At 48.0% G+C, this 18,490-nt stretch carries 18 protein-coding genes and 1 pseudogene; 11 read left to right on the top strand and 8 right to left on the bottom strand.

Annotated elements, in window-relative coordinates:
* Positions 1-5: 5 nt before the first annotated feature.
* The 3 genes from ACNQKP_RS14695 (at position 6) to ACNQKP_RS14685 (ending at position 2,269) form a co-directional block, all read left to right on the top strand.
* Complete coding sequence (locus ACNQKP_RS14695) at positions 6-317, top strand: KH domain-containing protein (RefSeq protein WP_015091142.1); 312 nt, start codon at positions 6-8, stop codon at positions 315-317.
* A 106-nt stretch (positions 318-423) separates the two neighbouring features.
* Positions 424-1,395, top strand: coding sequence for a phosphotransferase enzyme family protein (locus ACNQKP_RS14690; protein WP_417865539.1), 972 nt, complete (start codon positions 424-426; stop codon positions 1,393-1,395).
* Between the two features lie 28 nt (positions 1,396-1,423).
* Entirely contained in the window at positions 1,424-2,269 is an 846-nt protein-coding gene (locus ACNQKP_RS14685) for a D-alanyl-D-alanine carboxypeptidase family protein (protein ID WP_417865537.1), read from the top strand.
* On the opposite strand, the gene ACNQKP_RS14680 is transcribed toward ACNQKP_RS14685, so the two are convergent.
* Entirely contained in the window at positions 2,266-2,835 is a 570-nt protein-coding gene (locus tag ACNQKP_RS14680; protein ID WP_417865535.1) for a hypothetical protein, read from the bottom strand. The two genes, ACNQKP_RS14685 and ACNQKP_RS14680, sit on opposite strands and share 4 nt — an antisense overlap.
* Positions 2,836-3,058: 223 nt before the next feature.
* Between ACNQKP_RS14680 and ACNQKP_RS14675 the strand changes: the two genes are divergently transcribed.
* From ACNQKP_RS14675 to ACNQKP_RS14655, 5 genes are all read left to right on the top strand, one after another.
* The gene (locus ACNQKP_RS14675; protein WP_417865533.1) at positions 3,059-4,387 is read left to right on the top strand and encodes a hypothetical protein; all 1,329 of its coding nucleotides are present in this window, start codon (positions 3,059-3,061) and stop codon (positions 4,385-4,387) included.
* Between the two features lie 90 nt (positions 4,388-4,477).
* On the top strand, positions 4,478-5,197 hold the full coding sequence (locus ACNQKP_RS14670) for a substrate-binding periplasmic protein (RefSeq protein ID WP_417865531.1): 720 nt from the start codon (positions 4,478-4,480) through the stop codon (positions 5,195-5,197).
* An 86-nt stretch (positions 5,198-5,283) separates the two neighbouring features.
* Entirely contained in the window at positions 5,284-5,970 is a 687-nt protein-coding gene (locus ACNQKP_RS14665) for a YjjG family noncanonical pyrimidine nucleotidase (RefSeq protein WP_417865529.1), read from the top strand.
* A 62-nt stretch (positions 5,971-6,032) separates the two neighbouring features.
* Complete coding sequence (locus ACNQKP_RS14660) at positions 6,033-6,407, top strand: bleomycin resistance protein (protein WP_417865527.1); 375 nt, start codon at positions 6,033-6,035, stop codon at positions 6,405-6,407.
* The gene (locus ACNQKP_RS14655) at positions 6,404-6,940 is read left to right on the top strand and encodes a hypothetical protein (protein WP_417865525.1); all 537 of its coding nucleotides are present in this window, start codon (positions 6,404-6,406) and stop codon (positions 6,938-6,940) included. The genes ACNQKP_RS14660 and ACNQKP_RS14655 overlap by 4 nt, the downstream gene beginning before the upstream one ends.
* Positions 6,941-7,002: 62 nt before the next feature.
* On the opposite strand, the gene ACNQKP_RS14650 is transcribed toward ACNQKP_RS14655, so the two are convergent.
* On the bottom strand, positions 7,003-7,587 hold the full coding sequence (locus tag ACNQKP_RS14650) for a hypothetical protein (RefSeq protein WP_417865523.1): 585 nt from the start codon (positions 7,585-7,587) through the stop codon (positions 7,003-7,005).
* Between the two features lie 221 nt (positions 7,588-7,808).
* Positions 7,809-9,167: an MBL fold metallo-hydrolase gene (locus tag ACNQKP_RS14645; RefSeq protein ID WP_417865521.1), complete on the bottom strand. Its 1,359-nt coding sequence runs from the start codon at positions 9,165-9,167 to the stop codon at positions 7,809-7,811.
* Between the two features lie 135 nt (positions 9,168-9,302).
* On the opposite strand from ACNQKP_RS14645, the gene ACNQKP_RS14640 reads away from it, so the two are divergent.
* Together ACNQKP_RS14640 and ACNQKP_RS14635 are read left to right on the top strand one after the other, a co-directional pair.
* Positions 9,303-10,079, top strand: a complete 777-nt coding sequence (locus ACNQKP_RS14640) for an NADAR family protein (protein ID WP_417865519.1) — start codon at positions 9,303-9,305, stop codon at positions 10,077-10,079.
* Between the two features lie 2 nt (positions 10,080-10,081).
* On the top strand, positions 10,082-11,266 hold the full coding sequence (locus ACNQKP_RS14635; protein WP_417865517.1) for an aminotransferase class V-fold PLP-dependent enzyme: 1,185 nt from the start codon (positions 10,082-10,084) through the stop codon (positions 11,264-11,266).
* Here ACNQKP_RS14635 and ACNQKP_RS14630 read toward each other — a convergent pair.
* Positions 11,263-12,267, bottom strand: a pseudogene (locus ACNQKP_RS14630) (NADP-dependent oxidoreductase). The gene ACNQKP_RS14635 and the pseudogene ACNQKP_RS14630 overlap by 4 nt on opposite strands.
* A 233-nt stretch (positions 12,268-12,500) precedes the next feature.
* Here ACNQKP_RS14630 and ACNQKP_RS14625 point away from each other — a divergent pair.
* Positions 12,501-14,810 carry a Fic family protein gene (locus ACNQKP_RS14625; protein WP_417865515.1) on the top strand — a complete coding sequence of 770 codons (2,310 nt, stop codon included), beginning with the start codon at positions 12,501-12,503 and terminating at the stop codon, positions 14,808-14,810.
* Here ACNQKP_RS14625 and ACNQKP_RS14620 read toward each other — a convergent pair.
* From ACNQKP_RS14620 to ACNQKP_RS14605, 4 genes are all read right to left on the bottom strand, one after another.
* Positions 14,788-15,168, bottom strand: a complete 381-nt coding sequence (locus ACNQKP_RS14620) for a hypothetical protein (protein WP_011164481.1) — start codon at positions 15,166-15,168, stop codon at positions 14,788-14,790. The genes ACNQKP_RS14625 and ACNQKP_RS14620 overlap by 23 nt on opposite strands.
* Positions 15,169-15,177: 9 nt before the next feature.
* Positions 15,178-16,326 (bottom strand): PQQ-binding-like beta-propeller repeat protein, encoded by a 1,149-nt coding sequence (locus ACNQKP_RS14615; protein WP_417865513.1) that lies wholly within the window; start codon positions 16,324-16,326, stop codon positions 15,178-15,180.
* A gap of 12 nt (positions 16,327-16,338) precedes the next feature.
* Complete coding sequence (locus ACNQKP_RS14610) at positions 16,339-17,145, bottom strand: tetratricopeptide repeat protein (RefSeq protein ID WP_417865511.1); 807 nt, start codon at positions 17,143-17,145, stop codon at positions 16,339-16,341.
* A 201-nt stretch (positions 17,146-17,346) separates the two neighbouring features.
* Positions 17,347-18,477 (bottom strand): Glu/Leu/Phe/Val family dehydrogenase, encoded by a 1,131-nt coding sequence (locus tag ACNQKP_RS14605; RefSeq protein WP_011164478.1) that lies wholly within the window; start codon positions 18,475-18,477, stop codon positions 17,347-17,349.
* Between the last annotated feature and the right edge of the window lie 13 nt (positions 18,478-18,490).

Genomic DNA, 18,490 nt, shown 5'->3' with positions numbered 1-18,490 from the left:
GTTCTATGAACGACATCGAAGCCTTTAAGTATGAAGAACGTAAAGTCAAAGGCGCAGACATTGACCAGGAGAAATACCGCGAGGAGATCCGTCAGCTGATTGAGCATATGGTGCGTCTGCTGGTGGATCACCCTGACACGGTGACAGTCAGCACTTACGTGGGGCCCAAGACCACGGTGTACCGGGTGAATTGTGCCAAAGAAAATCTGGGTCAGGTTATCGGCACTCAAGGCAAGACCATCATGGGTCTGCGTGCCGTGGTTCATGCCATGACAGCTCGGACGGGAATTCGTTCGATCGTGGAAATCCCGGTTTAGAAAATTGTTTGAGGCGACGCAGGGGAGTCCAGTAGGCGGCTCCCCGCTTAGAATAAACTCAATCTTCTTGAGTTTTGGTCCGGAAAAAAAGTATTCTGAACTGCGAATGACTAGCGCGACCGTATTGCCTCATCTGCAAGAGATATTGGAACTTTGGCCTTTGGGGGCCATTCGTTCGGTCGTGGAGATTCTTAATGGTGCTGTCAATCAGGTGTACCGGGTTGAAGCCTCTCTGGGGAACTTCTATTTAAGAATATATAAAACCGAAGACAAGTCCCGGGTGCAGCGTGAACACGCGCTGATTGAGTTTGTGGCAGCTCACAATCTGCCTGCAGTGCAGACTTTGCCTTCCCGTTACGGGACCTCATTGGTTGAACATAAGGGCAAGTACGGGGCTTTGTATTTCGAAGCTCCGGGCCATCAGGTGAAGAAAAACGATCTGACCTTGATCCATGCTCGAGCTGCAGGTTCCATGTTAGCTCGTCTGCATAAGGTATTAAAACCACTGCCGGATGTGGGCTATCGCAAGTACTCCTTGAACTGGGATTCTCAGGAATGGATTGCACGTCTGGATAAAATTGAAGCGGTCATTTTGCAAAAACCGCATCTGTCTGAAGCGGACCAGTGGGTGTTGTACCGACTTAAAGATCAGCGCGAGTGGATGCGAAATCCTGCTTGCCTGCATTCTTATGTTCCAAAGTATTCAGCTCAAGTTCTGCATGGGGACTATCATCAGGGGAATTTGTTTTTCCAAAAAGAGACTGTTTGCGGCGTGATCGACTGGGATCAGGCTGTGTATATGCCTCGGGGCTTTGAGGTGGCCCGGGTGGCTTCTTACATGTTTGATCTGAAACCGGATCTGACCACGGCATTTTTGGAAGCTTACATGGCTTTAAATCCATTGCCTCAGGAAGAACTTGAAGATGGTGCGAAAGCCTGGGGCTGTCATTGTGATCACTATGTCTGGGCTCAGGAAGAGATCTATCTTCATGGCAACGAGCGCGCCCGTGTGTTTATTCCCGATACAGCCTATAGGCCCTTCTCTGAGGTCTGGGCACAACTGACAAAGACCCTTTAAAATAATCTGCAAGGTGTATGATGGCTGTATGGAATACCTGAAGGGGTTGCTTCTTCTTTTGGTGTGTTTCTTATGCGTGAAGGCGCAAGCCCTGCCTTCGGTGAATGCTTTGTCCTGGGTTTTGCTGGATGCTTCCAGTGGTCAGATTCTGGCGGAACTTAATAAAGATCAACCGCTTCCGCCGGCTTCTTTAACCAAAGTGATGACAGCTTATATGGTATTAACTGAGATCCGCGAAGGGCGGCTTTCCCGCTTGGATCGGGCGAAAGTTTCCGCGGACGCGGTCATACATCGTCCTGAAGAGTCCAGTATGTTTTTAAAGGTCGGGGAGTCTGTGACGGTGGATGAACTTCTGCGTGGGCTTATAGTGGCTTCGGCCAATGACGCCGCTCTTGTATTGGCCGAAGTTGTTTCAGGCAGCCAGAGGGCTTTTACGGAGCAAATGAACAAGACCGCACAAGGCTTGGGAATGACTCAAAGTCTTTTTGCGAATGCTTCGGGTTTATACACGGAAAAGCACTATTCAACAGCCAAGGATCTGGGATTGTTGGCGGTGCGTATTTCCCGGGAATTCCCCGAGTACTTTGAGTACTCGTCCAGTAAAGAGCTGAACTTTCGGGATTTTCACAAAAAAAACACCAATGATCTGCTGTTTTCGAAGCTGCCGGTGGATGGCATGAAGACCGGACATATCAAAGCGGCAGGCTGGTGTGTGATGGTCAGTGCGCGAAAAAACAAACGCCCGGATAAAAAGTCCGAGCGTTATATTGCGGTTGTTTTGGGGGCACCCAGCAATCAGGATCGCTTTGCCGCCGGCCGGGCTTTGCTGGAGTTTGCCTTCAGTCAGCCCCGTGTCATCAAGGAACCTTTTTAGTAACCGACACCAAAAGACAGCGTGTGCTGCACATCATTTTTGGACAGGTCGGAATAGTCTCTGAAGACCATCGTGGCACTTAAATTCACTGAAAACACGCCGAGCTTCACGCCCACCTGAGCGCCGGCATAAGGGTTGTACTTCAGGTCTTTGTCCTTTCTGGTGACAACGCCACTGGATGTGGATTCTTCAAACCCTTTGGTGGCTTGAGCTCCCAGACGTGCGGAAGAAAAGAAATACTGATTGAATCGGTAGGTTGAGCGGATCCCCAGTTTGTAGTTTTCATCTTCGTGATAAACCTTTTCTGGAGTCCCCGAGAAGGTTTCAGTATCCGACGCTCTGGAGTATTCTGCTTCCCCGGAAAGCAGATCCACACCTGCTGACAGGCGCACGCCATACATCGCGCGAGTGGCGATATGCGGACTGGGGCTGCTGCGATAAACGGTTTCATAGCCGTACAGAGGTTCAATCGCATAGCCAGACCCCTTGACCAGGGTGAACTGACGAGCGGAAGCTGCAGAGCTTGCAACTAATGCCAAAAAGACAGTCAGGATTTGAATTTTCATAGGAGCCTCCCGCGAGTCCGGTTGTAGATGATACATCGGCAATAAACCCACAAAGATGAAGTTTGCTGGACATTAGGCTGTGCTGGATTGAGCTGTGGCTTTACCGCATAGACACAGCCGTAAATCTGCCGGTGTCTATCGCGATGACACGTCAGCGCGGATTAAACTCTCTGCGAAGGAGGTTCTGACTTTGCATTGCTGCTTACCAACGTCAGGAGTCTTTATGGTTAAAAAAGAGATCATGCTCTTCGTGGGAGGCTTGTTGAGTGCTCAAATCTGCGCAGCCCAGGGATTTCAGGCTCAGAACATTCTTGATCCGAATCAACCGGAGAATATCGCATTTGAACAACAGCAAAAATACAAGGGTTTGTTCGACAGCGATGTTAAGAAATCCCTGGAGCGAATCCAGCTTCGGACACAGATTTCTGTGGACGAGTCGGATTCAACTCGAGTTCCGGTTGTTATAAAAAAGCAAAGACTCAGCGATCAGACGCTGGAAAGATTGAGTCATCCTAACTATCAGCACCCTTCCCACGCGGCGGTGTTTCTTTTGTTCCGTTTGCCCAATCAGTTTCGGACTCAGGCGAGCCCACAGTCTGAAGAAGCGGTCACGACCACTGTCGCCAACACGATGATTCATCCCTCGGTTTTACAAGGCAAGGACGGCACCTCCCGCTATCAATATGTGGATCACTTGGGAAAGGCGACGGAGATTTCGCTGACTCAAGGCGATCAGGTGCGGCAGTTGAAACTCAGTCTGCGTCTGCTGAACATCGCAGGCAGTGCTTCAGGAGATCTGGCATTGTATCCCGTTTCGGATCGCTTTATCGAAAAAATACATTCTTTGAGAAATCTGAATGACCCCTATGCCCGTCACGAAAAAGGACTGGATCGGGTGGTTGTGGATATGCGTGATGCCGGTGGGGAGTCCCTGCAGATGCAGGACGGGGAGACCTATGTGCTTCCCCTGCTGGTGGACTATTCTCAGTTTAAAAAACTCTATGAAAGCGACAAAGAGCTGCTGACGTTAAATGCCGGAATTCAGGGCCAGGCGCCGGTGTCGTCCAGGTTCCAGCAGGCCGGTGCAGGCACCTATGCCAATGTGTCCTTCACTCGTGAGGTGGGCCGCCAGTGGCTGATGCATTTTGCTTTGGGATTCGGGGCGAATGTGCAAAAAAATATCAGCGGCGGATATCAGCACTATGATGGTGCTATGGATCTTAGTCTGACTTCCAATGTTTTAATTGGGCTGACCCGTGTGGATTCTGATTTGAAAGGCAAAACCTCCCTGGTGGTCTTTGGCTCTCAGAGCAGCTCTTACCTGGAGGAGGCGGACTATGCCCAGAACACGCAAGGCCGCTTCGTGGACCGTCAGTCCAGGATGGCGATGTTTCGTCCGGACCGACGCTTTGGTCTGGCATTGGTGCGCGAAAACCAGAATATCATACTGCAAATTCAGGTGGCCGAAGACTACATTGACAGCGCCAATAAAGTGAATGGGTTGAACCACGAAGACTTTCAAGTGGCTATTCGTGTATCGCGAAAGCTTTGAGTCAGACCGAAAAAAATGTAATGTTGAGAAGAGTATTATTCCTTTAATGTCCCTGCCTTCAGAGAGATAATGGAACTCTGGAGGTCTTGCTTGAAGGCCCTTTTGCTCGTTGTTTTTTTACTTTTGCCATGCCGGGGTTGGACGCTCCCTCCGGTGCGAGTGGCATTTTCTCTCGATAAACCGCCTTATGTAATTCATGAAACCGCGAGTGGTTTGGAAGTGGAACTTTTGCGCCGGGTGTTCCGGGATATGGGTTATGAGATGATCCCGGTCTTTCAGCCTCCGGCACGCTCTGTGCGCAGTTTGGAGCTGGGTCATGTTGCGGCTATGGCGACCATCAACAATATGCCGAAATTCCATCTGTCGGATTCCTATATCACGTTTCAGAATTTCGCATGGACCCTGAAGTCCAAGTCCATTAGGCTCAATGAATTGGGTGATCTGGGTAAGAAAAGTGTTATTGCTTTTCAAAATGCCCGATATTTTCTGGGGCCGGAGTTTAGTGCCGCTATCAGCAAAAGTTCAGACTATCAGGAGTATGCCGAGCAAAGACGGCAGATAAAGATGCTCATGATGGATCGGGTGGATGTAATCATCTGCGAAGAGCGCACCTTTCGAATAAATCAGGAAAAGCTGCGAAAAGTATCCGGTCATCCTCTACCTGAAGTTGAAAAACACGCGCTATTTGACAAGTCCCAGTACTCGGTGGCCTTTCGTGATAAAATAATGCGCGACCTGTTTAATAAGTCCCTGAAGAAAGTCCGTCAAAAGGGCGACCTCAAGGTTGTTCTTAATCGATACGCAGATTGATCTGGTCCTCATTTTGTGGCCTTTGATATGGCTTTACTGCAGGTAAACGAGTATCTTGGTGTCTTGGAGTGATTTAAGATCAAGCTATGAAATACGATTTATTCCTTTTTGATTTGGACGACACCTTGTTGGACTTTAAAGCGTCTGAAAAGCTGTCCTTTGTTTCGGCGATGAATTCAGTGGGTCTGACAGCAGATCTGGACAGCCTTTTTCGCACCTATCAAATTGAAAATGCCGCTTTGTGGAAGCAATTTGAACAGGGAAAAACCACCAAGGACCTTTTAAAAGTCGAACGCTTTCGCAAGTTGTTTGAAATCCACGCCATTGAAATCGATCCTGTCTTGACCGCGAACAGATATCTGGATGCTTTGCCAGAAGCTGTGGTGTTGGTCGATCACGCCGTCGAGTTGTGTGAATATTTAAGTGGCAAAGGTGAACTTGGAATTATCACCAATGGGATTCAAACCACTCAAGTTCAACGTCTCAGTCGGTCGAAGCTGGCTCCATTTGTCAGCTTTATGGCTGTGTCTGAAGAAGCCGGCTATGCCAAGCCCGATGTTCGATTCTTTGAATACACCGTCAAACAGGCCCGTAAGTTTGATAAAAGCTCGACCTTGATGGTTGGAGACAAGCTGGAAACAGACATTCTGGGAGCGCATCATTTCGGCATTGATTCCTGCTGGTTTAATCCCGGCAAACTTAAAATCGAAGACGATGAAGTTCCTCCACAGATGGAAATAATGCATCTATCTGAACTGAAGAAAATGGTTTAAGGCCGGAGTTGAATCCAAGACATGGAACCATCCCGGTTAAACGGCAACAGGATTGAAACATAATGAATACAGCCATTTTGTCTCCCGCAATTCCGCAGTTGCCTTCTGGTGACATCGAAAAAACAGCTCAGTTCATGGAACAAAAACTGGGTTTTAAGGTCGTTGCGAAAATGATTGAGCATGGGTTTTTGTCCGTAAAACGCGGGCCGTGTGAGATTCATTTCTGGAAAACCGCTTCTGAATCTGATGCCAAAACTCTGGGGAGCCAAAGCAGCTGCTATATTCGTGTGGAAAATATTGAAGCTCTGTTTGCCGAATTCAAAGACCGTGGTGTTGTTTTCAGATATGAACTGACAAAGCAGCCCTGGGGCATGAATGAAATGCAGATAGATGATCCGTATCTTAATGCCATCCGTTTTGGGGAGTCTTTCGAATGAAATCCAGATGGAAAATTGCTTCATGGATCGTGATTACAGGCGGCCTATTGTTGGGTCTGCGCTATTGCTATTATGGCTCCTTGCTTAGATCCTGTGTCTATACTGAAGAAACCAAAGTCGTATCTGCCAAATTTTCCAATGCAAAAGTCCGTTTGATTCGACCGGCAGCTGTTTTGCGCGGGATCGACAAAGAATATCAGTGCCTGGCTGAAATGGGCGCGATCACCAACAAGATTGTTGAAGCAAAACACGCTAGCCATTACCGGTATCAAATTGAAAACCTGCAAACCGAGACCGTGGATGCGGGTTCAAATCTGGAATTTGAAATCGTAAAAATGATCGCCGTAAAAAAACATGGAATTAAAACCATGGATTCAGGTTCTGGTCCCATTGAGCATTTAATCCTGAAAGACCAGCACGGGAATTTATATGAAGTCGCCACAGTCAGTCTGGGGTTGAATGCCGGAGATGAATACTTAAAAGCGATCACATCAGATGGTCAGGAAATCATCCTGAATCCCGAAGCTTTTTAAGAACAAAATCAGCAGGGGAAGACGGGGAGAGATGTTTTTCACTATCCCCGTTTGATACAAAACTATTTTTTGCGGCTGATGAACTCTTCCATGAAAGCTTCAAAGTCTTCATAGAGATCTTTTTCAATTCCAGCATGCATAATGGTCAGATCTTGTTCTTGTTCCAGTTGCAGAATCAAAGACTTTGCAGGCAATGGACGCTGATCTGTGATCAGGAAGAAATGATATCCCAAAATGCAGGATTCCGTGGCGTTTAAACCTTCAATACGGGTGCGCACCGGAGCTGAAAGTGTCTCAATATGTTCTGGATTGAATGCGGCCCAAAGGTGATAGTCGTTTTCTTCGATAAAACGGCCATTAAAATCATGGGATAAACGTTCAAAGCTGCCACCCAAAAGGTCCTCGCCCTGAGCTGCCAGAATCAAATGTTGTTTCAAATTCAATCCCACCAGGAAATACAACAAAGCGATACGGGATCTTTTAAGATGAAGTTCTGAACCATAGAAAGTGTCGTAATAATCAGGCTCATTGGTTTTCTTCAAGAATGCGCGCTCTTTGAAAAATTCCAGCGTGAAAATGGCATTTCGTTCAAAGCGTGTTTGGCAGGTCCCACAAATATTCAAAGTCGGGTTTTCAGAAGCATTCATCCAAGCTGGAAACAACGGTTCGGAATGAAGTTGAGATTGATTTGAGCAAAGCGGGCAAGATTCCATATTAATTAAGCCTTTAAAGAGATGATTTTGAATGTAAATCCGGAACCAGTTCAGGGTCAATTCGATGAAAATCCCACGGTTGAAGTGGGATATATAATCTTCTGATAAGTTATATTATGTAACGGTAGCTGGAGGGGCTTATTGGGATATAGGCCCTAGGTCTTAACGAATTGATTCATTCTGGGCACTGAAACGATCCATTTTAAGTCTTTATCGATGCGTTTACGAAGCTCATCTGCAGCCGTCGATTCCCCATGTACCAGGAACGTTCTTTTTGGGGCCTCGGGAGCTTGTTTTAACCAGGTCATCAAATCACTTCTATCTGCATGCGCCGAAAATGAATCTGATGGAACCACTTTGCAGTTAATCTCCACATAAAGACCATGGATTTTGATCTCTTTAGCGCCATTCAACAGGCTGTGTCCGCGGGTTCCGGGGCTTTGGAATCCTGCCAGCAAAACAATGTTTCTAGGATCCGGCCCGAAAGCTTTCAAATGATGCAAAACTCGGCCGCCAGTTAACATGCCGCTGGCTGCGATAATGATTTTTGGTCCGGATTTATCATCATTTAAAGCCCGGGATTCTTCGGCGGTTTTAATGCAATGAACTTCAGACATGATTTCAGCGAACTGTCCTGAAGCCAGACGTTGGAACGGGTGATAGCGTTCGTACAATTTTGCAACTTCATGACCCATGGGAGAGTTAAAATAAACGGGGATATGGGCGGGGACCTCCCCGTCTCTTTTTAGTTCCGTGATTTCAAACAACAGATTCTGAGCTCTTCCCACGGCAAAACTAGGAATCAGTAACACTCCCCGTGTTTTTGCGATCTCTAAAATGCACTGTTTTAAGACTTCTTTAGAGCTGATCTTCGAATGATCGCGATCCCCATAGGTGGATTCCATCACGACATAATCTGAATGCACTGGCGGTTCTGGCGGCGGCATCAAAGGGTCATTATAACGGCCTAAATCACCGGAAAACTGGATGCTGGTTTCACCGTTGGAAATCCATGCCGAAGCAGCCCCCAGGATATGGCCGCTGCTGGTGAAATAGACTTTCAAAGTCCCGATATCAAATTCAGTGTGCAGATCCACCGGAGTTAAAAGAGGCAACGTTTTTTCAGCATCTTCAATGGTATATAAAGCCAGCGCGGGACTGTGTTTGGAAAAGCCTTTTTTGTTGGCGTATTCAGCGTCTTCTTCCTGAATCTTGGCTGAATCAAGCAGGATGATTTTAGTCAGTTCCAACGTCGGTTCTGTGCAGTAAATTCGACCTTTAAATCCTCGTTTCACCAGCAAAGGTAAAGCTCCGCAATGGTCCAGATGTGCGTGCGTCAGAACGACGGCGTCGATATCACGGGGGTTAAAAGGAAAGTCTTCCCAGTTGAGCTCGCGAAGTTCTTTAAAACCCTGGAACATGCCACAATCGACCAAAATTCGAGTGCTGTTATTATGTACCAGAAACTTGGACCCCGTAACGGTGCCTGCTGCGCCTAAAAATCCAATTTCCATAAGCTCCCCTTTGTCGATTCCTTTAAGAATAGCCCTAAATCTGACCGTATTTTGACCTTTTATGCATGCGGTCAGAATTGTATTCACGCGGAAGGTCCGCTAGTCTTTGCGGGCGTTTTTGCGTAAGGGGGATTTATGGCTAAAACGACGTTCGTTTCATTGTTTGTGCTTCTGACAGCATTTCTGGTTTCTTGTTCAGATTCCAGCAATAAAAAGCCCACCCAAGGTGTAAAGCCTGTCGCAAAATCAGACGACTCCTGGAAAGCTCCGTATCCTGCGCACTGGTGGAAAGAAGTTCCCCGTGACGAAGCCAAATCCTGGGAGATCCTTCCGCAAGATGCCGGCCGTATGGAAGTTGTTCTAAGTAAACGAAACGAGCTGGGTCTGCTTTCAAACTTCGCGGAAGCGTCTTTCGTATTCCATGGTGTTTGTTATCCAACGGTTGAAGCTTTCTGGCAGATGATGAAATACCCAGAGACCGAAAACGATCCTCGCTGGGCTTGGGCCAAGAATTGGAAATACACGCGCGAACAAGTATCCCAGATGAATGGCTATGCCGCTAAAAGTGCTGGTGGCTATGCCAACTTCCTGATGGAAAAAAACGACGCCAACTGGGTGACCTTTGAAGGCAAAGTGTTTCCATTTGCGACCAAAGAACCAGCCGAACATTACAATCTGATCTTCGAAGCTCTGATCGAAAAGCTGCGCCAGAATCCTGAAGTTTTGGATGTTCTGGTAAAGACAAATGATCTGAAACTTCTCCCCGACCATGGTGTTTCGGAAAAATCCCCCCGCGAATGGCATTACTATTTGTTGTGGATGGATATCCGCGAACAGCTGAAAAACAATCAGTTGTCTTTGGTGACCGGCGAAGATCTGTCTTTGAAAACCTGCAAAGGTCGTAATAAGTAATTATGTTTCAGGATTTTTCCGCCGCTTTTGAGAAGTACAAAGACACATCCTTCGTGAATCTCAACAACGGCACTTTGGGGCTGTGTCCTTCGGTTGTTATTGATCAGCAAAAGGCCGAGCTGGGCACTTTTGAACACAACACATCTACTGGGTATGGTGCAGCCTGGGCTCGTCTGTGGGCCCTGCAAGAGCGTCTGGGGCATTTCATCAAAGCCCGACCTCAGGATCTGTTTCTTCGCCCCAATGTCACTTTGGCATTAAATGAAATTATCATGGGTTTGCAGCTGCCTGCAGATTCTGAAATTCTTTCCACCAGCTTTGAATACGGTGCAGTTGTTAACATTCTGCATTTCAAGGCACGCAAAGACCGTCTTTCTGTGCGCTTTATCAACGCGGATTTTATGTATGATGAAATCTCGGCGGATGAAGCAGTTTTAAAGATCGTTTCGCAAATCTCTGATAAAACCCGTGTATTCGTCGTCAGCCATGTCTTTACTGGCAACGGTCTGACCATGCCTTTGGCAAAACTGGCGACTGCTTTAAGAGCCAGAGACGTTTTATTGGTGGTTGATGGCGCTCACGCACCAGGTTTATTGGATTTAAACTTCACAAACGAGCTTCAAAACGTCGATTATTATGCCGGAAATCTGCATAAATGGTTTATGGGCCCCAAGGGCACCGCGTTTGGCTGGGTGAATCCATTGCTTCAGGATCAGATGCAGCCAGCTTATGGATCTTGGACCACCGAAGAAAAGATTCTGCCTGGTATGGGTGCTTATTGTGATCATCCGTTTGCAGCACGCATGCTGTGGTCGCATTCAATGAGTTATGCAAGCTTGTATGGTTTGGAATCGTGCTTTGATTTCTGGGATCAGACCGGACCTGAACTTATCAGAACCGAAATTCAAAAACGTATGAACTATCTTGAAGACGGCTTAAATCAATTCAAGATCAAATCACTTAAAGACCGTCATTCAGATATTGCTTCAAGTCTATTATGTTACAAGGTCGGAAGTTTCCCCGGGATCGAGTTTGACGGCCTGTTTATCCGTCATTCGAAACCACAGCTGCAGGTCGGCCTGCCAAGAGTTCCAGGCTTTCCTGTTCTAAGACTGACTCCGCATATCCATAACACCAAGGATGAGCTCGACAGTGCCATCCAGGTGCTTGCAGGCTTTAAATCCTAATCGCGAATCTTTACGATCACTTTACCCCGGCTGCGACCTTTCTCTAAATAGTCCATGGCTTGCTGGGCTTCAGAGAACGAAAAGACCTTGTCTATGACGGGCTTGATAACTCCCGCCTCAACAAGCCGGGTGATTTCCGCCAGTTGTTTTCCTGACGAATGCATGAATATAAATCGATAGTAAGCCTTGGCTTTTTTAGCAAGACCATTGGCTTTGCGTCCTACGATTCACAGGATCTCGCGCTTTATAAAGTTCAACTTCATATCATCAGCAAGGTGTTGATCCGGATCGCCAGAGATTGAAACCACCCAGCCTCCAGGGCGAAGAATCTGGAATGACTTATACAAAGCATCGCCGCCAAGAGTATCAAAAACGATATCCACGTTCTTTAAAACGTCTTCAAATTTCCGCGTGGTATAGTCGATAACCTCATCAGCACCCAGACTGCGCACGAATTCAACATTGCGACTGCTGGTGGTCGTAATAACATGGGCGCCGACGTGCTTGGCATATTGAATGGCAAAACTTCCAACCCCGCCAGAGCCTGCCTGAATGAAAACACGATCACCCTTTTTCATGCCGGCGATATCGACCAAGGCCTGCATGCTTGTAAGTCCTACCAAAGGCAGGCTTGCCGCTTCTTCAAAGGTGGCATCCTTCGGCATAAGTGCCAGCTCGGTTTCATCAATGGCGATCATTTGAGCCAGACTTCCGGTGCGGCCGTTACGTGGTCGAGAATACACTCGGTCGCCCTTTTTAAACCCGGTAACTTTGCTTCCCACGGCAACAACGACACCAGCCACATCATGCCCCAGTATCAGCGGAAATGAATATGCCCGCAGGAACTTGATCTTGCCATCCCTGATTTTAAAGTCGATGGGGTTTAAACTTGTTGCGTGAATCTCAACCAGAACGTCGGTGTCGCCACAAACGGGAGCTTGAAGGTCTCCGAAAACAAGCTTCTGATCATGTCCATACTTCGTGATGAATGCAGCTTTCATAGTGGTCATATCAAAATGATGCAGACAGGGTCCTGTAATGACAAGTGTATTTCAATTCTACCCACCACTGACAAGAGCGACATTGTTTAAAGCCTTAACAGCCGTCGACGCAAATTGCCTCTTTCTCAGAATGAGACGGGGAGTACCCTCCCCCTCCCCGTTCAAGTCCATTGTAGTGCTTATGACCTAGCACGGGCATTGCTTTAGTAATCTTCTGAATAAGAGGAGTTATTATGCCTGTGCATAACATGTTTAAGTTCATCCTGTCCCTGTTGCTGACAATCAGCTTCATGAGCCCGGCCCAAGCCGCTCAGATGTGTGAGTATGTCTTTACAGATCCCCAGGTAAAAGCCCGCGGCGTGGACTTCGGCCTGCGTTCCGAAGTGAAGCAGCCGGAAACACCGCGTGAACTCCTTCAATTTAAATCCATCAAAGCGGACCTTTGGGCTACTCTGGAAAAGATCCCAGCTCAACGCAAGAACCAAATTGAACACCTTTTGGCTTCAGTTGAATTCTTCGATTACACGCACACCGCTGATAAGCTTTTGCCGAACTTCCTTGAAGGCAAACGCGAAGTTATGGACTTCTCCAAGATCTACGATCGCGGCGAAGCTGAGGCGGCTCCATTTAAAGGCTTCCTGAGCGCCCGTGATAACTTCCTAAGAAAAGAACAGCCGGCACTCACCGCAGACCTTCTGCCAGAGATTCATAAGCGTATTATGGAAAACGGCGTTGAAGGCATCCGCCCGGATCAGCTGGGTGTATGGCGCAACGGTCACTGGATGGGGAACGTCGCTGGCGCATTCAAAATGACGCCGAAAGAAGCTCAAGTCGTTCTGGAAAATCCCTACCTGAACTTTGTTGAAACGGCCCGCGAAGGCAGCACTTTGAATGAAGGCGTCTGGAAGAATGTAAAAATCTGGGGTTCCAAACGCAACATGGTTGTGGAAAATGGCGACACCACTTTGGTCAGTGGCCGTATTCACTATCCATACGTGACAACTCCAAAGCAAGCCACTGTTGATATTATCAAAAACTCCCACCCGGAGCTTTATAAAGAGATCATGGCGTACCGTGAACAAAACGGCACGTCCCTGAATGGTCAAGCCACTCCAGCCTTGGAACAAGCCTTCACCAAAGCCCTGGTTGAACAGCGTTTCGAAAGATTCAATGCTGAGCGCGCGGCTTTGGGTGAAGTTAAAATCGGTATTAATGAACACAGATATATCGACATCGTAGCGGACCTTCAGCGCGATCTGGTGGCGATCCACCCGGTTCTGAATGGTAACGGCCGCACGACTCGTTTGTTGATGAACTATCTTCTGACGAAAGAAGGCTTGCCGCCGGTTCGCCTGGTGGATCCTTTCCTGGATGTTCAGGTTTCCCAGAAAGAATGGCGTGAATACGTTCACAAAGGTGTTGTTAACAACGCCCAGTTGCAAGCCGATGTTCTGTTCCGTGTGAAAAACGGTCTGACTGTAGAGCATTCTCCAGAATTGCTGTACCCAGGTCTGCCAGAGATGGTGAACATTTCCCTGAAACAACAGGGTAAAACCAAAGTCGTTGAAAACTACACTCAAGCTAAAGTTGACAGTGAACAGTTCAACGCCTTCATTAAAACACTGGTTCAGGCCCACCCTGAACTGAAAATCGAGATCCAGAACAACCGTCTGCGTGCAATGTCCCGCATCGCTGACCTGTTTGTTGAATACTACAGATCAAAAACTGTTCGCTACATCCACGATAAAGATGGCGAACGCCAGATCGGTCTGCGCCTTGTTGATCCTGACTTTATCGATATGTTCGGTGTAAATCGTTCCGGTTCCAAAGCCCTTTGGGATGCAAAAATGAACCGTTGGTATGACAAAGAGCTGCTGGTATGGCGCGGTCTTTCCAACAGAACCAAAGAACCGACTCGTCAAGAGCTGTTGGATTACTTCAAAAAACCAACATCTCACCTGGTGTCCAACAGTGTATTAAGAGCTCTTCGTTCCGGCACTCCGCTGGTCGAGGCGATCAAGAATGACTTTGCTCTGTATAACAAGGAATCTCTGAATGGTGACATGGTTGAAATGGCGATTGACCACCACAGAAGCGGTCCGAAGTACGGTGTGTCCTATGGTTACTCCACTTCCAAACGTGAAGTGGTCGGTAAAGCCTTCGCCATGGGTGCGATGGTTGTTGGTGAGTACGGCAAGCACATGGATCCAGCCCTTCAGTCTCAGTTGAAGTCCCGTATCAACGTGGCTTCATACAGAGCGATGAAAGACGTGGACCTGGGCCGTCTGAAAGCATTTGACCCTGAATTCGCCTACACGTACGGCCGTCAGGCAGAAGTTATGGGTATCGGTGGTACTGATCCAGATGCGGTGATGCTGATCCAAAGACTGGATGCCGCTGGTAAAGTAATGGAAACGCTTCTAAGAAACGTCGAGAAGCCAAATGAAGTGATGGTGATCGAAGGTCGCTACGTGCCGGGAGAAGGTCCTCTCCCGACAGAAAGAATCAAAGAGCGTTTGCTTATTCAGCCAACCACTCTTTAAAGCCCAACTTCAGGGCAGCGTCCAGGTCCTTACGATCGATCTCGTAGACATTGGCGTTGCCTGTAGGGCTTCCACAAAGTTGAATACGCATCATCCCGTCGTTCTGATTGGATGAAGAAAAGACCTCAATGCCCTTGAGGTCTTTTTGCATTTCAGCCGGGGCGATTTTTTTACCCTGACCGCACTGCAAAGATCCGTCGTACTTAAACACCTTCACACGATCCGTGGCTTTGGATTTTTCCACAACAACCTCGCTTTTAGGGGCGTTTTTCTGAGCCTCTTTCTGGGCGCGGCAGTTCCCATGACTGCACGCTGCCAAAGATCCCATAACTGACAAAACCAACAAAAGCTTTTTCATGACTTACTCCTAAAAGTAAGGGGTTTTGATCCAACCAGCGTCGATCGCATAAAGATTCGCTTCGCCGGAAATAAAGTAAACTCGACCCGCCTTTTCATCCACTTGTGGGGAGGAAAGGATTCCGCGGCCCGGTTCGAAAGATCCCACTTCGGTGCCGCCATTGGCATCCAGGAAGCGCAAAGAGCCTTGGGATTCACCGAACACAAGGACCCCTTTGTAGGTTCTTACCTGAGTCGCGATGCCGTCCTTCAGCTTATAAGACCACAGCTTATCACCAGACGCTTTATTCAAAGCCTGAACTTCGCCGTTGGTCGTTGGATAGATCAATTTATCGCCGACAACAGTGACACCGCTATAGCCGCCACCATCAATACGCCAAACGACTTCGCCTTTGTCTGCAGAAAGGCAGTAAAGCTTGTCGTCATAACCAGCCACATAAAGCTGATTGCCTTCAACCACCGGGGTCGCATCAATGTCACGGAAGCGCTTGTTGCGATTCAGTTGAACTTCCCACAAGGAAGACCCTGTCTTGGCATTCAAAGCCACCACGGAGCCATCAGAGAAGCCCACATACAAAGTGCCGTTGCTTAAAGCCGCCTGACTGCCGCCACGGATAGAGAACTGGGATGTGTCCTGACGGGAATACAACCAGACCTGGTGGCCTGTGGAGGCATCCAGTGCGTAAAACACGCTGTTGCCCGCAAGGAAGTACACAATACCGTCTTCCAACAGAGGAGCGGCCAGGTTTTCAGATTTGGTATTGAAAGTCCACTGGACTTTGCCGGTGCTGGCTTCGATAGAATAGAAGTTTCCATCGCTCGCCCCCACAAACAGACGATCACGGATCAAAGTGGCACTGGGTTCAGCGCCATTTTCAATCGGCAGTCTCCAGCGTTCCTGACCGTTGTCGCGGCTGTAGGCCACAATACCGTCCAGACCATTCCCCTGAATCACCAGATCGCCGGCCAGAACCGGCGTCATACGGTTGATCTTGCGGAAGCCCAGATTGTCTTTTTCAGTGGTGCGACGTATCCACGCGGCCTTGACCTCGTACTCACGCTTGCTGTTGTTTAAAGAGCTCCATTTCTCCAAACCCGAGTTCAAAGTGGTGCATCCTACCAGCGTCAGCAATAGAGTTCCGAACAGGACAATCTTCATGAATTCCCCGGATTAAAGGTTCTTCTTGGCTTTAAGCAAGCGCAGGTATTTTTGCGCTTCTTTGGCTGCCGCGAAGTCAGTTGTGTTCATGTCTTCTTTTTTAGCGATCTCAGTGTAAAGCGCTTCCGCTTTCGCCAGATCATTCATGGATTCAAAGCAAAGACCCATGCGCAATTTTGCTTCATCATGAGCAAATGCCAGATTTTTGGAGTCAGCCAGTTTCTGCCATTTTTCAACAGCCGCTTTGCAGTCGCCTTTGTCAGCCTGAACATTTCCAGTCTGCATCAACACCAAAGCTGTCAGAACATCGCCACTCTTAAGACCCGGCTCGACTTTCGCCAATACCGCAGCAGCTTCATCGTTCTTTTTGTAAGTCAGATAGATTTCGCTCAGGTTCAAAGCTGCCATTTGAGCTGCTTTGGTTTTAGGGGCGTCATTGATGAAGGCTTCAAAGCCCGCCACGATTGTGCCGTAATCCTTTTGCAGGTCACCGGAAGCTTTTTTAGCCGGATCAAAGGCAGGAACGTTCTTTTTGTCTTTGCTTTGAGCATTGATCTGCTCAGCACGAGCAGCTTCCTCAAAGCCTTGCTTTTTCGCGCTATAAGCTTTTTCCAGAAGGAAATACTTTTCCTGTTGAGCGGTTTCTTTCTTGTCAGACAGATGCGTGGCGATGGAGTAACCCACACCCAACACGATGAAGGCAGCAACTGCTGCGATTACAATTTTGGAGTGACCAGTGGTCCAGACAAAACCTTTTCTCAAAGTTTGAGTGACCTGATCCGGGGACTTCAAATCGTCTTTAGAAATTTTAGTGCTCAAGATAATTCCTCGCTGTTAATAAATACTTACGAGGAAAGATTGTTCTTTGGTCCAGAGGGGATGTCAAGAAAACGGGCCGTAATGAATGCTATCACTCGGCGCATAAAAAAAGGGGTCTTTCGACCCCAATTTTAAGCTGCTTCAGCTTGCGTGCCTGCCGGCACTCCAGCTCTGCCGGACGGAGCCGAAGCTCTGCCGCTACTAGCGATTGTGCACTTCACGCAGCGTGGTGAACGCGCGGGAAGATTTGCCCGGATGGCGCTGTTTCAGGCGACCAATTGTGTTGATACGCTCTTCAGCAAGACGGTCCGCAGCGGTGTGGGTACCGATACCATCACGTTTTGCGATTTCGTAAACTTTAAGGATGTTGTCGTAAACGCGTTTTGTCTTTTCGAAGGCGCGCTCTGGAGAGTAGCCCTCAAGCTCAACAAATACGTTCATCAAGCCACCAGCGTTGATGACATAGTCTGGAGCATACAAGATACCCAGTTCTTTCAACTGGTCACCGTGACGTGCTTCAGCCAATACGTTGTTAGCGCCACCAGCGATAACTTTGGTTTTAAGCTTCGTGATAGTTTGATCATTCACAATCGCACCCAACGCACACGGAGCAAGGATGTCGCACTCTGTGAATAGAATGTCGTCAGAGCTAACAGCTTTGGCGCCAAATTTATCAGCCACGCTTTTAGTACGGTTCATGTCGATATCAGCCACTGTGATAACAGCGCCTTCTTCAACCAGGTATTTCACCAGGTTGGAACCCACGTTACCCAGACCTTGAACAGCAATATGGATGCCTTTCAAAGAGTCTGTACCGAACTTTTCTTTAGCGGAAGCCTTGATACCCATCAATACACCGTGTGCAGTGTATGGAGATGGATCGCCGGAACCACCGAAGTCCTTAGGGATACCAGTCACCCAAGGAGTCTCCATGTAGATGTGCTCCATGTCCTGAACAGACGTACCAACGTCTTCAGCAGTGATGTATTTACCATTCAGAGAGTTCACGAACTGACCGAAAGCACGGAACAGACCTTCAGACTTTTGTGTCTTAGGATCGCCGATGATAACTGCTTTACCGCCACCCAGATTCAGGCCGGAAGCAGCTGCTTTATAAGTCATACCTTTGGACAAACGAAGAACGTCAACAAGAGCCTCGTCTTCATTCTTATAGTTCCACATACGGGTGCCGCCTAGTGCAGGCCCCAAAGAGGTGTTATGAATAGCGATGATCGCTTTCAAACCAACATGAGGGTCGTTACAGAAAACAACCTGCTCATGATCACCATGCTTAGAGATAATCTCAAAAGTTCCCAATGTAGGCTCCTTCATTTTTGAATTGCCG

The organism is Bdellovibrio bacteriovorus, assembly GCF_048286975.1.
GTDB classification, from domain to species: Bacteria; Bdellovibrionota; Bdellovibrionia; order Bdellovibrionales; family Bdellovibrionaceae; genus Bdellovibrio; species Bdellovibrio bacteriovorus_H.
The sequence above is the reverse complement of the archived record's forward strand: the minus strand, read 5'-3'. Positions and strand labels throughout refer to the sequence as shown.

Bases quoted from the DNA above. Each gene is read 5' to 3' on its own strand.
- ACNQKP_RS14695 (WP_015091142.1), top strand. From the start codon at position 6: ATGAACGACATCGAAGCCTTTAAGTATGAAGAACGTAAAGTCAAAGGC.
- ACNQKP_RS14690 (WP_417865539.1), top strand. From the start codon at position 424: ATGACTAGCGCGACCGTATTGCCTCATCTGCAAGAGATATTGGAACTT.
- ACNQKP_RS14685 (WP_417865537.1), top strand. From the start codon at position 1,424: ATGGAATACCTGAAGGGGTTGCTTCTTCTTTTGGTGTGTTTCTTATGC.
- ACNQKP_RS14680 (WP_417865535.1), bottom strand. From the start codon at position 2,835: ATGAAAATTCAAATCCTGACTGTCTTTTTGGCATTAGTTGCAAGCTCT.
- ACNQKP_RS14675 (WP_417865533.1), top strand. From the start codon at position 3,059: ATGGTTAAAAAAGAGATCATGCTCTTCGTGGGAGGCTTGTTGAGTGCT.
- ACNQKP_RS14665 (WP_417865529.1), top strand. From the start codon at position 5,284: ATGAAATACGATTTATTCCTTTTTGATTTGGACGACACCTTGTTGGAC.
- ACNQKP_RS14660 (WP_417865527.1), top strand. From the start codon at position 6,033: ATGAATACAGCCATTTTGTCTCCCGCAATTCCGCAGTTGCCTTCTGGT.
- ACNQKP_RS14655 (WP_417865525.1), top strand. From the start codon at position 6,404: ATGAAATCCAGATGGAAAATTGCTTCATGGATCGTGATTACAGGCGGC.
- ACNQKP_RS14650 (WP_417865523.1), bottom strand. From the start codon at position 7,587: ATGAATGCTTCTGAAAACCCGACTTTGAATATTTGTGGGACCTGCCAA.
- ACNQKP_RS14645 (WP_417865521.1), bottom strand. From the start codon at position 9,167: ATGGAAATTGGATTTTTAGGCGCAGCAGGCACCGTTACGGGGTCCAAG.
- ACNQKP_RS14640 (WP_417865519.1), top strand. From the start codon at position 9,303: ATGGCTAAAACGACGTTCGTTTCATTGTTTGTGCTTCTGACAGCATTT.
- ACNQKP_RS14635 (WP_417865517.1), top strand. From the start codon at position 10,082: ATGTTTCAGGATTTTTCCGCCGCTTTTGAGAAGTACAAAGACACATCC.
- ACNQKP_RS14625 (WP_417865515.1), top strand. From the start codon at position 12,501: ATGCCTGTGCATAACATGTTTAAGTTCATCCTGTCCCTGTTGCTGACA.
- ACNQKP_RS14620 (WP_011164481.1), bottom strand. From the start codon at position 15,168: ATGAAAAAGCTTTTGTTGGTTTTGTCAGTTATGGGATCTTTGGCAGCG.
- ACNQKP_RS14615 (WP_417865513.1), bottom strand. From the start codon at position 16,326: ATGAAGATTGTCCTGTTCGGAACTCTATTGCTGACGCTGGTAGGATGC.
- ACNQKP_RS14605 (WP_011164478.1), bottom strand. From the start codon at position 18,477: ATGAAGGAGCCTACATTGGGAACTTTTGAGATTATCTCTAAGCATGGT.